The organism is Pauljensenia sp. UMB6358, assembly GCF_030216865.1.
Classification (GTDB): Bacteria; Actinomycetota; Actinomycetes; order Actinomycetales; family Actinomycetaceae; genus Pauljensenia; species Pauljensenia turicensis_A.
In genome coordinates, this window is the sequence record NZ_JASOMS010000006.1 from 70,806 (window position 1) to 85,539 (window position 14,734).

Sequence of the window (14,734 nt, forward strand, 5' to 3'; positions counted from 1 at the left end):
CTTGGGGGCGCGTTAATGGGACGATAAAGGGGAATATCTATTGGAGGTACCGTGCCAATCCCTACGCCCGCACAAGTGGAAACGATTCGTCCTGCTCACACCGAGCAGTCACGCCTGCGAAACTTCTGCATCATCGCGCACATTGACCACGGTAAATCCACGCTTGCTGACCGCATGTTGCAGTTGACCGGCATTGTTGAGCAGCGTGATATGCGCGCTCAGTACCTCGATCGTATGGATATTGAGCGTGAGCGTGGCATCACCATTAAGTCTCAGGCTGTTCGTATGCCGTGGACACGAGATGGCCAGGCGTACGCGCTCAATATGATCGATACGCCCGGTCATGTTGACTTCACCTACGAGGTCTCTCGATCGCTTGCAGCGTGTGAAGGCGCGGTTCTTCTGATTGATGCTGCGCAGGGTATTGAAGCACAGACTCTGGCGAATCTTTACCTCGCTCTGGAAAACGATCTTGCGATCATTCCCGTTTTGAACAAGATCGATCTGCCCGGTGCTCAGCCTGAAAAGTATGCTGCCGAGGTTGCTCAGCTGATTGGTTGCGATGAATCCGAGGTCCTGAAAGTGTCGGGTAAGACCGGTGAAGGCGTTGCCGAGTTGCTGGATCGTATCGTCGAAGTCGTTCCCGCTCCGAATGGCAACCCAGACGGTGCAACCCGAGCCATGATTTTCGACTCCGTCTACGACACCTACCGCGGTGTGGTGACCTATGTTCGTGTCGTTGATGGTGCCCTGTCCACGCGCCAGCGCGTCAAGATGATGTCGACCGGCGCGACCCACGAACTGCTTGAAATCGGTGTGATTTCGCCAGAACCGATGCCCAGCGAAGGTATTGCCGCCGGCGAAGTAGGCTACCTCATCACGGGCGTGAAAGACGTGCGTCAGTCGCGCGTCGGTGACACGGTGACATTGAACGTTCGAGGCGCTGAGGAACCGCTGTCCGGATACAAGGATCCGCGTCCGATGGTCTTCTCCGGTATCTACCCGGTTGACGGTTCGGACTTCCCTGATCTGCGAGATGCCCTTGAACGTCTTCAGCTCAATGACGCAGCGCTCACCTTCGAACCTGAATCGTCGGCAGCCCTCGGCTTTGGGTTCCGTTGTGGCTTCTTGGGCCTGTTGCACCTCGAAATTATCCGGGAGCGATTGGAACGCGAATTCGGACTCGACTTGATCGCAACAGCGCCGAACGTTGTCTACACGGTCGTTGCAGAAGACGGGAGCGAGATCATCGTTGAAAACCCGGCGATGTTCCCCGAAGGGAAGATCTCTGAGGTTCGCGAGCCTCTTGTTGAAGCAACAATCCTGACGCCGACTGATTTCACCGGCACGATCATGGAACTCTGCCAGGATCGTCGCGGAACCATGAAGGGCATGGAGTACCTGTCCGAAGACCGCGTCGAGCTCCACTACACCTTGCCTCTGGCAGAAATCGTGTTCGACTTCTTCGATCAGTTGAAGTCGCGCACTCGCGGATACGCCTCGCTCGATTACCAGGAGAAGGGCGAGCAGAGTGCCGATCTGGTGAAGGTCGATATTTTGCTCAACGGTGACCGCGTTGACGCGTTCAGCGCGATTGTTCACCGCGATGCTGCATATGCGTACGGTCAGCGGATGACGAAGCGTCTGAAGGAGCTGATCCCCCGCCAGCAGTTCGAAATCCCTGTTCAAGCGGCAGTAGGTGCACGAGTTATCGCTCGCGAAACGATCAAGGCATTGCGTAAGGACATGCTGGCTAAATGCTACGGCGGTGACATTACGCGTAAGCGCAAGCTGCTCGAAAAGCAGAAGGAAGGCAAGAAGCGCATGAAGTCCATCGGTCGCGTGGACGTGCCACAGGAAGCCTTCATCGCAGCTCTGACATCGGATGTTCCAACCGGAAAGAAGTGATTGTGGCGGATCGCCCCAGCTATCGCCCAGGAGAGGCTCCCGAAGGGGAAGTCTTCTTCGCGCGGACCAAGTCGTTTACACGTCGTAGTCGTGAGCTCCCGCTGAATCTCCAGCGAACCTGGGATGCTCACGCGTCGAAGTATGTGATCGAACCTGAGCGAGGGATCGGCCATACGACTGTCGCCGATACTTTTCGCTTGGATCCGGTTCAACTTTTCGCTCGCAAGGCCCCTCTGACCGTTGAAATCGGATCGGGCACGGGTGAACAGATCGTTGAAGCGGCTCGCACACACCCCGAACGTGATTACTTGGCGTTTGAAGTGTGGGTGCCCGGTATTGCGAAGCTGATCTCCAAAGCCGTTGAAGCTGGAGCAACGAATATTCGTGTGATCGAAGCCGATGCTCAGCAGGCGTTCCCGATTGTTTTCGCTGACTCAGTCGCAGACGAGGTGTGGACATTCTTCCCCGATCCGTGGAGGAAGTCGCGTCACCATAAGCGTCGTCTTGTGTCCCCCAAGTTTGCGCTCGAGGTTGCCCGAATCCTCGCTGACGGCGGTATCTGGCGACTTGCAACCGATTGGGACGACTACGCCTGGCAGATGCGCGACGTAGTAGAGGGATGCCCGTTGCTGGCTAATCCCTACGAAGGCGAGCGCCCCGACGAAGCCGATGAACAACCGACTCGCGGTGGTTTTGCCCCTCGCTTTGCAGGTCGCATTGTCACGCACTTCGAAACCCGAGGCCTTAACGAAGGTCGCGTTGCCCACGACGTTGTCGGAGTTCGTTTGCCTCGTGAAACCACGAATGCGCGTACGACCCAGGGTGAAAATACTTCCGATCAGGCGGAATAAGGAGCTGGCTGTTGCCTCCGGTCCAACCCGATGGAATTGAATGGCCAAAAGATGGCCATCTTGAGCCAGCATTAGCTGAAGTCGACCAAGGGCGTCCGCTTTCGCTCTACGTGCATGTGCCATTCTGCACGGTTCGATGCGGATACTGCGACTTCAACACGTACACAACAGGGTTCGGCGTGGGGGCAGAGCCGGGCTCATACGCGCGCTCAATTGAAGCCGAAGCACAATTCGGTATGCGCGACCTCGTGAATGCCGGATTTGAACCGCGACCAGCCGAAACTGTCTTCATCGGTGGTGGAACGCCCACTCTTCTTGACACCGACGAACTGGCACGCATCCTCGATAGCCTGCGAAATCATTTTGGGATCGCACACCAAGCCGAGCTCACGATTGAAGCGAACCCCGATTCAATCGACGTCAAGGGGCTGCTCAAGCTAAAAGAGGCGGGTGTCACTCGGGTTTCTTTCGGAATGCAGTCAGCAGTACCTCAGGTGCTTGCAACGTTGGACCGCACGCACAATCCCCAGAAAGTCTCCTCTGTCGTCCAAGCCGCGCGCGATGCTGGCTTGGACGTGTCCGTCGACCTGATCTATGGGGCGCCGGGGGAGAGCATCGATGATTGGCATCGGTCGTTGGATGCTGCGGTCGCCCTGGAAACGGATCACATTAGTGCGTATGCGCTGGTGATCGAAGAGGGCACAAAAATGGGTGCGCAGGTCGCTCGCGGTGAGTTGCCCATGCCGGACCCGGACGACGAAGCAACCAAGTACGAACTCGCTGACCAGGTCCTTAGTGACGCGGGCTTCAAATGGTACGAAATCTCGAATTTTGCGCGCCCGGACGTAAACGAAGCTGGCGTGGAACCGACCGAACTGCGCCACGCAAGTCGACATAACCTGGCCTATTGGCGTGACTGGGACTGGTGGGGGCTAGGGCCCGGCGCGCACTCGCACGTGGGACGTTACCGCTGGTGGAACGTCAAACACCCGACCGCCTACGCGGGGCGCGTGCAAGCGGGAGTTTCTCCGGCGCTCGCGGGCGAAATACTTGAATCCGATGCTCGAGCACTGGAGAAAATCATGCTCGCCGTGCGCACCTCCGAAGGCATACGCGTCTCGGATGTCATCAATATCCACGCGTTGCCAGGCTTGATCGCAGACCAGCTGATCGACGCAGGACATGCGCTGAAAGGGCGGGTCGTTCTGACCCTGAAAGGGCGACTTCTTGCCGATTATGTGACCCGCGAACTCATGGGATTCTAACCTTCATCTCTCGTTGCCACTGCACCCCTACAGGGGTGCCTCTATTCTTGAAAGGGAGCGCGGTCATTACTGGCCGCAGATGATCCGTCAATAGGAGGGCGCAATGAGCCAAGACATGGGACCCAACCCGTACGTCGTCAACATCGAAGATGCGACGATGGAAAACACCAACTACCGCACCACTCTGTGGACTGGTAAGAACTTGCAGCTCACCGTCATGTGCATCCAGCCCGGACACGACATCGGCCTGGAAATTCACGAAGACCACGACCAGTTCCTCCGCATCGAAGGCGGGCGAGGCCTGGTGCAGATGGGGCCGACCAAGGATAATCTGTCCTTCGAGGCCGAAGCCTCAGACGATGATGCCATTTTCGTTCCGGCTGGCTCTTGGCACAACGTCACCGCAATCGGTGATGAGCCCCTTCGCGTCTACTCGATCTACGCTCCGCCGGAGCACGCACATGGCACCATCCACGTGACCTACGAAGAAGCCATGGAAGCCGAAGCCTTGGAGCATGGCGAACACTGAGTTTCATAGAAGGCACTGAGTCTTTCAAGAGGCGGGTGATACCGGAGCGATCCGGTATCACCCGCTTTTCCATTCAAATCCAGCCTGCAGTCCCATCGCGTTGCCTCGTCGGCGAAACGAGAGGCTGAGCATCTACGTGAACTGCAACAATGACAAACTTTTGCCGAATTTGCTGAGAAATAGTGCGGTGGTAAACTCCCATCGGCACAGTCTATTAAGTAGAGAGTCCGGTTATATGTCCCAGACAACACAATCGACGGGGACGTCGGTGAAGGAACTGACCCTGCGAGGCGTCATTATCGGTGGCATCATCACCATCATCTTCACCGCAGCGAACGTGTACCTCGGCCTGAAGGCGGGCCTGACCTTCGCAACCTCCATCCCCGCGGCCGTCATTTCGATGGCAATTCTGCGTTACTTCAAAGACCATACGGTCCAAGAAAACAACATCGTTCAAACGATCGCGTCCGCGGCAGGCACACTGTCCGCGATCATCTTCGTTCTCCCTGGCCTAGTCATGGTCGGTTGGTGGCAGGGTTTCCCATACTGGCAGTCGGTCTTCGTCATCGCTCTCGGTGGCATTCTCGGCGTTATGTATTCGATCCCGCTACGTCGCGCACTGGTCACGCACTCTGATCTCCCGTACCCCGAAGGCGTCGCAGCTGCCGAGGTCCTGAAGGTTGGCGACACCAACGAAGGTGCCGAAGAATCCAAGCGTGGTTTGCTCGCCATTATCTGGGGCGGTCTGTCATCAGCTGGTTTTGCCATCCTCGGTTCGATGAAGGTTCTCGGGACCGAAATCGGCACCGCTTTCAAGTTCGGAGCGGGTGGCACCATGGCTTCGGCTTCGTTCTCGCTGGCCCTGATCGGTGTTGGCCACCTGGTTGGCATTGGTGTGGGTATCGCAATGATCGTCGGCCTGGCGATTTCGTACATCGTCTTGCTACCGTGGCGGACCTGGGGAATTGTTGATCCCTCGGCTCTGGCTGACACGGTTGGTACCGTCTTCCGTTCTGAAGTCCGGTTGATCGGCGCCGGCGCGATTGCTGTTGCAGCAGTGTGGACGCTGATCAAGCTGATCGGCCCCATCGTCATCGGTATTAAGGATTCGCTTGCATCGACCGCGAAGCGCGAGTCGGGCGAAACTGTCCCGCTGACCGAGCAGGACCTGTCCGGCAAGATCGTTATCGGCGTGACCCTTGCGGTGATGCTCCCGATCGGTGTTCTGCTCTGGCTGTTCTTAAAAGACACCGCCATTGCACACAACTCGTTGGGCCTGATCATCATTTCGATCCTGTTTATCCTGATCACGGGGCTTGCTGTTGCGTCCGTCTGCGGTTACATGGCGGGTCTGATTGGTGCCTCCAACTCGCCGATTTCCGGTGTCGGCATCATCGTCGCTATCGCAGCTGCCCTGGTTGTGAAGGCTATTCACGGCACCGCATCCGGTGACGAACTGTCCGCCCTGGTTGCCTACACGTTGTTCACTGCAGCCGTTGTTTTCGGTATCTCCACGATTTCGAACGACAACTTGCAGGATCTGAAGACCGGTCAGCTGGTGGGTGCAACCCCGTGGAAGCAGCAGGTTGCTCTGGTCATCGGCGTTCTCTTCGGCGCGATCATCATTCCGCCGGTTCTGAACCTGATGGGAAATGCTTTCGGTTTCCAGGGAGCTCCGGGCGCTGGCGAAAACGCTCTTGCAGCTCCGCAGGCCTCTCTGATCTCTGATTTGATCAAGGGCGTCTTCGGCGGAGACTTGAACTGGGACCTGTTGGGCATCGGCGCACTGATCGGCATCGTCGTCATCATCATTGACGAGGTCCTGAAGAAGACCACCAAGAAGATGTCGCTCCCCGGTCTGGCTGTCGGCATGGGCATGTACCTGCCGATCTCGATCACCCTGACTATCCCGATCGGTGCGCTACTCGGCATGATCCACGACAAGTGGGCCGTTAAGCAGAAGGATCCCGAGAAGGCAAGGCGCATGGGTACCCTGGTTGCCACCGGTTTGATCGTCGGTGAATCCCTCTGGGGCGTCGTTTACGCCGGTATCGTCGGCTTCTCCGGTAAGGACGCACCACTTGCGTTCATGCCTGACTCGTTCGCGGGAGTTGCTCAGTGGCTCGGCTTGGTCGTTTTCGCTGGTGTGATCGGCTTCTTGTACTCCAAGACCCGCAAGGACACGCTGAACTGATCAACGCGAACTCACGCGTTCTGGTGCGATTGTGCACTGAGGTGCCCGGTGCCCCATTGGGGGTGCCGGGCACCTGCGTTTCGGGCGGGGCGCTGTGGTGGGGTGTGTCGTGTAAGGCGCCGTTTTCTTGGCGGGGAGCCCGATTCTGTCGCCTCGTATAACCGAACTGGTAGGGGTGATCAGCGGAGGGGGGACAGTCGCGTACGTGTCCGTCTGGTCATCAACGGCGGCGTTTCGGGCAGACGCTGCCCCGCAATCTTGCTTAGTGTGGTCGAGTGATGTCCCAAGAAAACCGCTTCGACCCATATTCGACTTCGTTTGACCCGTATGGCACGGATATTTTGAGCTCCGACCCTCACCGTGATGGGCCACATGCGCTTCGCCCGCGTTCGCAGGAAATCCCGGTTGAACTGGGCATGGTGTTAGAGGACGTGGCAACAGGCTGGGTGGGTGCTGTTATTCGCGTTGAAAAATCGGGTGGCATGCACGTCGTTGAATTAGAAGATCGGCGAGGCTTAGTCCGTTCCTTCCCACTCGGTGGCGGTTTCTGGCTGGAGGGTCGTCCCGTTATGCTTGTGCCACCTCGTCGACAAGAATCTGATGTGCCCATACTCAAGCCTCAGCTGACTACCCATGGTGGGCGTGCGGTGACGAACTCGGGTTCGATTGCTGGGCCGAAGGGGGGACCGAAGATAGCGAAGCAGTCGCGGATCTGGGTTGAGGGTCGCCACGATGCGGAGCTCGTCCAACACGTGTGGGGCGATGATCTGGCAGAAGCGGGAGTAGTCGTCCAGTTGCTTGAGGGCGTGGATCATCTTGAAGAGATCCTGGAAGTCTTCGGACCGTCTGATGAAGTTCGCGCCGGTATTCTGGTCGATCACCTTGTAGAGGGGTCGAAAGAATCGCGGATTGCCCAGCGTGTTCAGTCGCGTTGGTCTAGCGGTGTGCTAGTTGTTGGTCACCCGTTTGTGGATATTTGGCAGGCCGTGAAACCTGCTCGCCTGGGGCTGACTCGCTGGCCGGATATTCCGAGAGGTACGGATATTAAGCATGGCACTCTCGATGCGCTGGGGTGGTCGCATGCAAATCAAGCGGATATTGCGATGGGGTGGAAGCGAATTCTCGCCCAGGTCCGCAATTATAAGGACGTTGAGCCGGCTCTGTTGGGGCGTGTTGAAGAGCTGATTGATTTTGTCACTGAACCCGGTACTCGTTAGCGTCTGCGCAGTTGGGGGATATTTCCACCGCCGTTCATTGTTTCGTAGTGACGAGGCCGGGACCGTCAGCAAAGACTTTGCTTGAGTAGTGCCCGTTGTGAAGAGGTAGTGCCAACGTTGTGCTCGTTACTTCGGCTGGGTGCTTTGATGGGCAGGGAGTAGAATTGGCACTCAGATAGAGCGAGTGCCAGATTCGTGTCGAAACCGATCCTTCACATCACGGCTTCGATGGCGTGTGGTACTCCGCGTCAGTTTTCGCTTGGAACGGAGGACACATGAACGACGATCGTCGGCTCGGCGTTCTTCGAGCGATCGTCACTGAATACGTGCACACCCGTGAACCCGTGGGTTCGAAGGTGATTGCTCAGTCGCACGATTTAGGTGTTTCTTCTGCGACGATTCGTAATGACATGGCTCTGTTGGAAGAAGCCGGTTTGATCTATCAGCCTCATACCAGTGCTGGTCGTGTTCCCACGGATAAGGGCTACCGACTTTTTGTTGATTCCCTGTCCGCGTTGAAACCGATGAGTGACCCGGAGCGCAGTGCTGTTGAGCATTTCCTTGAGGACTCTTCGAACCTGGACGATGTGGTTGTTCGGACCGTGCGTCTGCTGGCGCAAGTAACGCATCAGGTGGCTGTTGTTGAGTATCCGATGTTGGCGTTGCAGACGTTGAAGCGGGTAGAGATCGTTGATCTTGCTGCGACCAACGTGCTGGTCATTGTCGTGACCGATTCCGGACGCGTTTCTCAGGACACTATTGAGCTTCGTACGCAGTTGACTAGCGGAGATATTGCGGTTCTTCGCGAGAAGCTCAACGCTGTTTTTTCAGCTCTTGGCCCCGATGAGATTCTTGCTAGCGTCGAGGCCCTGAAGGCGCTTCTTGAAATGCGTTTGCATGATGTGGCAGATGCTCTTGCCCAGAGCATTGCGCGTCTCCTTCGCCCCAGTGGTGAATCGAAGATCGTCATGGCTGGTATGTCGAATCTTGCTAGGGGAGCGGTTGACTTCCATGATATTGCGCCGGTCTTAGACGCTTTGGAAGAGCAGGTGGTATTGATGCGCCTGTTCTCTGAACTGCAGCTTGATGATGATGTTCATGTTTCGATCGGTGCGGAAAATGAACATGACGCGCTTGCTGAAGCATCGGTTGTGGCTTCCACGTACCATGCGCCTCCACGTAGTGGTGATACGCGTGCTCACCTTGGTATTGTTGGCCCGACTCGCATGGATTATGCGCGAACGATGGCTTCGGTCAGGGCTGTTGCTGCCTATCTTTCGCGGTACTTGAATCGCTAGATCACCTCCCATGAGCTTTCACCGCCGATGCGGTGATCACACGAAAGAACATAAGGAACGAATACGAGTGAACGACTACTACGAGGTCCTTGGCGTATCAAAGGATGCGACTGTCGACGAGATTAAGAAGGCGTATCGCAAGAAAGCACGTCTGCTACACCCTGACTACGCTGGGCCTGAGTCAGAAGAGGCTTTCAAAGAGCTTTCTGTCGCCTACGAAACGCTCTTAGATCCCCAGAAGCGTCAAATGTACGACCTTGGAGGGCCTGATGCCTTGCGGGGTGGCGGTTCACCATTTGGTGGTGCTGGTGGCGGGCTTTCTGACATCTTTGATGCGATGTTCTCTGGTTTCTCCGGTCAAGCTTCCGGGCCTGCGCCTCGCGTTCGTCGTGGTTCCGACCAGCTGATCGGCGTGGAGATTTCCTTGCAGGACGCTGTTTTCGGCGCGAAGAAGGAAGTTTCATACGGAACATATATTCTGTGCGATTCGTGCCATGGTTCGATGTGTGCTCCGGATACTGAGCCCACACGGTGCGGGACGTGTAATGGAACGGGCTCGGTGACGCGCGTCCAGAACACGATGTTTGGTCGTATGCAGTCGCGTGGAGCCTGTCCGACCTGTCAGGGGTATGGCACGATTATTGCATCGCCCTGCCATGAATGTGCCGGTCAGGGGCGTGTTCGTTCGCGTCGTACGATTACGGTTGATATTCCCGCCGGTGTAGACGAAGGAACTCGTATCAGGGTTGGTTCCGAGGCTGAAGTTGGCCCCGGTGGCGGCCCGAATGGTGATCTCTATCTTGAGATCAACGAGAAAGCGGATGATGTTTTCGTCCGCCAAGGCGATGACTTGCACACGTGGATCACGATCCCGATGACAACGGCGGCCTTGGGCACGAAGTTTGACCTCGATACGTTCGACGGTGCGCAACACGTCGAGATCCCGGCTGGTACTCAGCCGAATGCTGATATTGAACTGAAGAACTTGGGCGTCAGTCGTTTGCAGCGTTCTGGTCGCGGTGACTTGCACGTCCACGTGAATGTTGAGATCCCGAAGAAGCTTGATGATCGTTCGCGTGACCTTCTTGAGCAGCTTGCGAATCTTCGCAAAGAGACGCGTATCGAACCTGACCGTCGTCCCTCGTCAATGTTCGACAAGATCCGCGAAGCGTTCACCGGCCAATGACACGTCCCGTTTTCATTTACGAGGGCGACCTAGTCCCCTGCGAGTTGGATGCAGGCGAGACAGTCTCGCTTGAAGGAACTGAAGGCCATCACGCGGCCATCGTTCGGCGCATCGGAGTAGGTGAGTGGATCGACCTGATAGATGGCCACGGAACGAGGCTCACGTGCGAGGTTCTCTCCACCTCGAAGAAAGGTCTTGATCTTCGTGTCGATCAGCGTGTGATCGAACCTCAGGCGACGCCCCAACTGATTCTTGTTCAGGGGCTTGCAAAGGCTGGACGAGACGAACAGGCAATTGAAGCCTGCACCGAAATCGGGATTGATCAAGTGATTCCCTGGCAATCTGAGTATTCGGTTGTCCGGTGGAACGGTTCAAAAGCCTCAAAAGGTAAAGCGAAGTGGGAATCCGTCGTTCGTGCGGCCGCTAAGCAGGCGCGGCGAGCGTGGATCCCCAGCGTCGGCGACGTTGTCAACTCAAAAGCGCTCGCCACATGGGTTGAGGCAAAGAGAGAAGCCGGGGGCAAAGTTTTAATTTGCCACGAGGAAGCAACCGAATCGCTGAGCTCAATCATTGCCAGTGATCCCACGTCATTCACCACAGCGTCAAGTTTGACGCTGGTGGTTGGCCCAGAAGGCGGAATGAAGAGCGAAGAAGTGAACTGGCTTCAAGACGCTGGGGCGTCTTTGGTTGGTCTTGGCGCGAATGTTCTTCGCTCGTCGACGGCTGGAGCCGTGGGAGCGACACTCTTAAGCGCGACGCTTGGACGCCTGTAACTCGAGCGTATGTACTGCTGACCGACAGTGAATACCGTCGGCCAGCAGTACGTGTATGGGTTAAAGCCTCAGCTTTCGATCGAACCGATGATCGTGAAGGTCATCGTGTGGGATTGGCCAGGGGCAAGCACAATGAGATCCTTGCCTGAATTAAAGGCATTCGGGGGGCAGGTCATTGGCTCAACAGCGATGCCGGTTCGTCCCATGGAATCAGCAGTGAACGCCTGAACCCACGGGGTGTCAGCCTTCAATTGAACCGTCAATCCGGTTTCTGGATCACGCAGTTGAACGGTCCATTCACCTTCGGGCAAACCGGTGAAAGCATGGTCAACAGATTGTGAGCCAAGTAGGCGCGGAGTGCGGAAATCACGCTCAAGATCATCTACCGGGACCATTTCAACAGGAACCATGTTCTGATCGACCCGGATGATTTCAGAGGCTGGAATCGTAACCTCGTATCCATCATTCTTCTTGCCATCGAGTGACAGGTAGGGGTGGGACGAAACACCATATGGGGCGGGTGTGGAGCCGACGTTTTTTGCCACTAGAGTGACGGTCAGACCACGGCAGGCGCTGAGCGCGTAGGTTACCCACGCTTCAATCGGCCACGGGTAGCCATAGCGGGGAGCGATGAATGCTCCCAGTGTTGCTGAGTCAGAATCAGCGTGAATAATCGTCCAGTCAACCCAGGTCATCAGACCGTGCAATGCTGAGCCGGTTGCAGGTTCATTCACGTCAACCGTGTAGGTGATGTCTTCCCATGTGTATGTTCCTCCAGCAATACGGTTCGGCCAGGGCATCAGCGTTTTCCCCAAGTAGCCTTCGGGAATTTCATCCGCGTCATGGGCGACGACTAAGTCGCGCCCTGCGTACGTGAGTGAGGCGAGTCCGGCGCCGACGGTAACAATCCGAGCCTCATATTCTCCAGAAGAAAGAAAGATTTCGTAACCGGACGCGTGACGGGTAGGCATGGGTGCTCCTGACGGTTGGTGAATGCGTGGACTAGCACGCTTATGCAATCAAGCTTAGTTGCGAAAAGTGACAAAGTGGGGAAGGAAATTGACGAGGCACGAACTGGCACTCTACCGATTTGTTCAGTGGCTAGATGTTCGTCATTCGGTCGTGACACAATGGGCGGGTGACACTTTCGTCGCACAACTTTTACCAAGGAGGAATCGTGACCACCACCGTCACGCGTGAATTCGTTGCTGGCCTGCCCAAGGCAGAACTGCATCTCCACCTTGAGGGCACGCTTGAACCCGATCTTAAGCTTGCTCTTGCTACCAAGCACGGCGTCGATATCGGTCAGTCGACCATCGAGGAAGTTCAGGCCAGCTACAACTTCACCGACCTGACCTCGTTCCTCGCCGTCTATTACCCGGCGATGAATGTCCTGCAGGATGAAGAGGACTTCGAGGCTCTGGCCTCCGCTTACTTTGCGCGAGCCAAGGCGAACGGTGTTCGTCGCGCTGAGTGCTTCTTCGATCCCCAGGCTCACACCACGCGTGGTATTGCGATTGAAACTGTCATCAACGGCTACTACAAGGCTGTTGAGAAGGCACGCGAAGACGGACTCTCCGCTGACCTGATTCTCTGCTTCCTGCGTGATATGAGCGCAGAATCCGCGCGAGAAACCCTTGAAGCAGCACTGCCACACAAGGACAAGTTCTTCGCCGTTGGCCTAGATTCTGACGAGCGCGATAATCCACCGGAGAAGTTCGCCGAGGTCTTCGCGATGGCGAAGGACAACGGTCTGCATGTCACGATGCACTGCGACATTGATCAGGTTGGCTCTATCGACAATATCCGTCGTGCGCTGACTGAGCTCGGTGCCGAGCGCCTTGACCATGGCACGAACATCGTGGAAGACGATGCGCTGGTTCAGCTGGTCGCAGATAGGGGCATTGGCTTGACCTCCTGCCCGCTATCGAACTCGTTCGTCACCGCGAACAACCACGATATGAAGGACAAGGAAGTGAAGACTCTCCTTGAACGTGGCGTGAAGGTCACCATCAACTCTGATGACCCGGCCTACTTCGGTGGCTACGTTGCCGACAATTTCTACGCTCTTGCCGACCAGGCAGGCTTCACCAAGGACATGCTTGTTCAGCTGGCACGTAATTCTCTTGAAATCGCTTGGGTTTCCGACGCAGAGCGTGCACGCCTGCTGGGTGAGCTCGACGCTTTTGTTGCAACCAACTGACTCGGTCTTCTGGTTTCACTGGGGGCGCTTAGCCGATCGCGTCAGACCCCGTGACGTCTCGTGGCGAATGTGCCAAGACCGGTGAGACTTCCGACCTGAATAAACGTGGGGGGCGGGTGCTACTCATTGATAGCACCCGCCCCTTTCACGAAAAAATACCCGCAAAGTGCGTGGCGCATAGAGTAAAGAGACTCAAGTGGGGCCTCGTCGATAGGACGAACAGCGACTGAGCGTCAGTGAACCTCGAAGCCCAGTAAGCGGAAGTAATCACGAACTTCCTCGGTCGCCTCAGGCGAGGGTGGCTTTGTGTCACGCAACTGATAATCCAAGCCCAGTGAATCCCACTTATCCTGACCCATCTGATGGAAGGGGAGGACCTCAACGCGGTCGATGACATTGCGCCACCTCGTGATGATGTTTCCTATCGCTTCGATATTGTCCTTGTCATCAGTTAATCCCGGCACCAAGACAAAACGAATCCACACGCGTGTCGTGCCACGCGCCGCCAGGCGATCACCGAAGTCAACGGTCGGCTGAAGGTCGCCGGTCGTGACCTTCTTATAGAGCTCAGGGATACCGGACTTCACGTCCAGCAGAACCAAATCCAGATCGTCGAGCATCGCGTCATCGCAGTTCGCGCCAAGGAACCCCGACGTATCCAAACAGGTGTGAACCCCCATTGCTTTCGCTCCGGCCAAGATACGACGAACAAACTCCGGCTGCATCATGGCTTCGCCACCGGACAGGGTGATACCGCCACCCGTCGTGCGGAAAATCTTACGGTAGCGATGGATACGGCCGAGGATCTCGTCGATCTCAACGGGCGTTCCATTCTTCATGAAGAACGTGTCGGGATTGTGGCAGTACAGGCAGCGGAGCCCGCATCCGTTAAGGAAAATCGTCAGACGCGTTCCCGGACCATCGACAGCGGTCACAAGCTCCCACGAGTGAACGGATCCCAGCGTGCCGTCATGCATCTTGTGCAGGCGCTCCGTGCGTTCCATCTCGCTCAGCTCACCCAGGCCTGCGACTCCTTGACCGCCCACGCGACCGGTCGGTGCTTGGAAGTCTTGATCGCGGAGCTTCGAGTGGGAATCAATGGGTCCGGTGGGAACGATTGAAGATCCATCGCCTACGGGGGCGGTGTGGGAAAGCTCAGTCATGGTGTCCTGATCGTGAATGAAAGGGAACGAGGCGCACGTTCATGCTCTGTTCATTGTGAGTGCGCAATTGTTAAGGGCGTCGACGCAATTCGGGGCGCAGGAAGAACCCCGCGCCCCGAACCGGAAGGTGCTGAATCTGTTTTACGC

The 14,734-nt window shown here is 56.6% G+C and carries 13 protein-coding genes; 10 read left to right on the forward strand and 3 right to left on the reverse strand.

The annotated features are described in order from the left end of the window. The first annotated feature begins 51 nt into the window (after positions 1 to 51). The 4 genes from lepA to QP381_RS05675 all read left to right on the forward strand — a co-directional run bounded on the left by lepA (position 52) and on the right by QP381_RS05675 (position 4,553). A complete protein-coding gene (lepA, locus tag QP381_RS05660; RefSeq protein ID WP_006681288.1) occupies positions 52 to 1,908 on the forward strand; it encodes a translation elongation factor 4 in 1,857 nt (618 codons plus the stop codon). Further along, complete coding sequence (gene trmB, locus QP381_RS05665; protein WP_006681287.1) at positions 1,905 to 2,759, forward strand: tRNA (guanosine(46)-N7)-methyltransferase TrmB; 855 nt, start codon at positions 1,905 to 1,907, stop codon at positions 2,757 to 2,759. Before lepA ends, trmB begins: the two co-directional genes overlap by 4 nt. An 11-nt stretch (positions 2,760 to 2,770) precedes the next feature. Further along, positions 2,771 to 4,024, forward strand: a complete 1,254-nt coding sequence (gene hemW / locus QP381_RS05670; protein ID WP_285068054.1) for a radical SAM family heme chaperone HemW — start codon at positions 2,771 to 2,773, stop codon at positions 4,022 to 4,024. Positions 4,025 to 4,127: 103 nt separating this feature from the next. After that, positions 4,128 to 4,553 (forward strand): cupin domain-containing protein, encoded by a 426-nt coding sequence (locus QP381_RS05675; RefSeq protein ID WP_006681285.1) that lies wholly within the window; start codon positions 4,128 to 4,130, stop codon positions 4,551 to 4,553. Positions 4,554 to 4,626: 73 nt separating this feature from the next. On the opposite strand, the gene QP381_RS05680 is transcribed toward QP381_RS05675, so the two are convergent. After that, positions 4,627 to 4,755, reverse strand: a complete 129-nt coding sequence (locus QP381_RS05680) for a hypothetical protein (RefSeq protein ID WP_285068055.1) — start codon at positions 4,753 to 4,755, stop codon at positions 4,627 to 4,629. Between the two features lie 33 nt (positions 4,756 to 4,788). Between QP381_RS05680 and QP381_RS05685 the strand changes: the two genes are divergently transcribed. From QP381_RS05685 to QP381_RS05705, 5 genes are all read left to right on the forward strand, one after another. Further along, positions 4,789 to 6,747: an OPT family oligopeptide transporter gene (locus tag QP381_RS05685; protein WP_285068056.1), complete on the forward strand. Its 1,959-nt coding sequence runs from the start codon at positions 4,789 to 4,791 to the stop codon at positions 6,745 to 6,747. A 416-nt stretch (positions 6,748 to 7,163) separates the two neighbouring features. Beyond that, the gene (locus QP381_RS05690; RefSeq protein ID WP_442953404.1) at positions 7,164 to 7,964 is read left to right on the forward strand and encodes a DUF3097 family protein; all 801 of its coding nucleotides are present in this window, start codon (positions 7,164 to 7,166) and stop codon (positions 7,962 to 7,964) included. A gap of 275 nt (positions 7,965 to 8,239) precedes the next feature. Continuing rightward, entirely contained in the window at positions 8,240 to 9,262 is a 1,023-nt protein-coding gene (hrcA, locus tag QP381_RS05695; RefSeq protein WP_285068057.1) for a heat-inducible transcriptional repressor HrcA, read from the forward strand. A gap of 67 nt (positions 9,263 to 9,329) precedes the next feature. Continuing rightward, entirely contained in the window at positions 9,330 to 10,448 is a 1,119-nt protein-coding gene (gene dnaJ, locus QP381_RS05700) for a molecular chaperone DnaJ (protein WP_285068058.1), read from the forward strand. Then, the gene (locus QP381_RS05705; RefSeq protein WP_285068059.1) at positions 10,445 to 11,221 is read left to right on the forward strand and encodes a 16S rRNA (uracil(1498)-N(3))-methyltransferase; all 777 of its coding nucleotides are present in this window, start codon (positions 10,445 to 10,447) and stop codon (positions 11,219 to 11,221) included. Before dnaJ ends, QP381_RS05705 begins: the two co-directional genes overlap by 4 nt. A gap of 68 nt (positions 11,222 to 11,289) precedes the next feature. On the opposite strand, the gene QP381_RS05710 is transcribed toward QP381_RS05705, so the two are convergent. After that, positions 11,290 to 12,192, reverse strand: a complete 903-nt coding sequence (locus QP381_RS05710; RefSeq protein ID WP_285068060.1) for an aldose-1-epimerase — start codon at positions 12,190 to 12,192, stop codon at positions 11,290 to 11,292. 206 nt (positions 12,193 to 12,398) lie between these two features. Between QP381_RS05710 and add the strand changes: the two genes are divergently transcribed. Further along, positions 12,399 to 13,424 (forward strand): adenosine deaminase, encoded by a 1,026-nt coding sequence (gene add / locus QP381_RS05715; RefSeq protein ID WP_285068061.1) that lies wholly within the window; start codon positions 12,399 to 12,401, stop codon positions 13,422 to 13,424. Between the two features lie 233 nt (positions 13,425 to 13,657). Here add and pflA read toward each other — a convergent pair whose 3' ends face one another. Further along, entirely contained in the window at positions 13,658 to 14,587 is a 930-nt protein-coding gene (gene pflA, locus QP381_RS05720) for a pyruvate formate-lyase-activating protein (protein ID WP_285068062.1), read from the reverse strand. Between the last annotated feature and the right edge of the window lie 147 nt (positions 14,588 to 14,734).

Bases quoted from the DNA above. Each gene is read 5' to 3' on its own strand.
- QP381_RS05685 (WP_285068056.1), top strand. From the start codon at position 4,789: ATGTCCCAGACAACACAATCGACGGGGACGTCGGTGAAGGAACTGACC.
- hrcA (WP_285068057.1), top strand. From the start codon at position 8,240: ATGAACGACGATCGTCGGCTCGGCGTTCTTCGAGCGATCGTCACTGAA.
- QP381_RS05690 (WP_442953404.1), top strand. From the start codon at position 7,164: ATGGTGTTAGAGGACGTGGCAACAGGCTGGGTGGGTGCTGTTATTCGC.
- QP381_RS05680 (WP_285068055.1), bottom strand. From the start codon at position 4,755: ATGGGAGTTTACCACCGCACTATTTCTCAGCAAATTCGGCAAAAGTTT.
- pflA (WP_285068062.1), bottom strand. From the start codon at position 14,587: ATGACTGAGCTTTCCCACACCGCCCCCGTAGGCGATGGATCTTCAATC.
- QP381_RS05705 (WP_285068059.1), top strand. From the start codon at position 10,445: ATGACACGTCCCGTTTTCATTTACGAGGGCGACCTAGTCCCCTGCGAG.
- QP381_RS05675 (WP_006681285.1), top strand. From the start codon at position 4,128: ATGAGCCAAGACATGGGACCCAACCCGTACGTCGTCAACATCGAAGAT.
- QP381_RS05710 (WP_285068060.1), bottom strand. From the start codon at position 12,192: ATGCCTACCCGTCACGCGTCCGGTTACGAAATCTTTCTTTCTTCTGGA.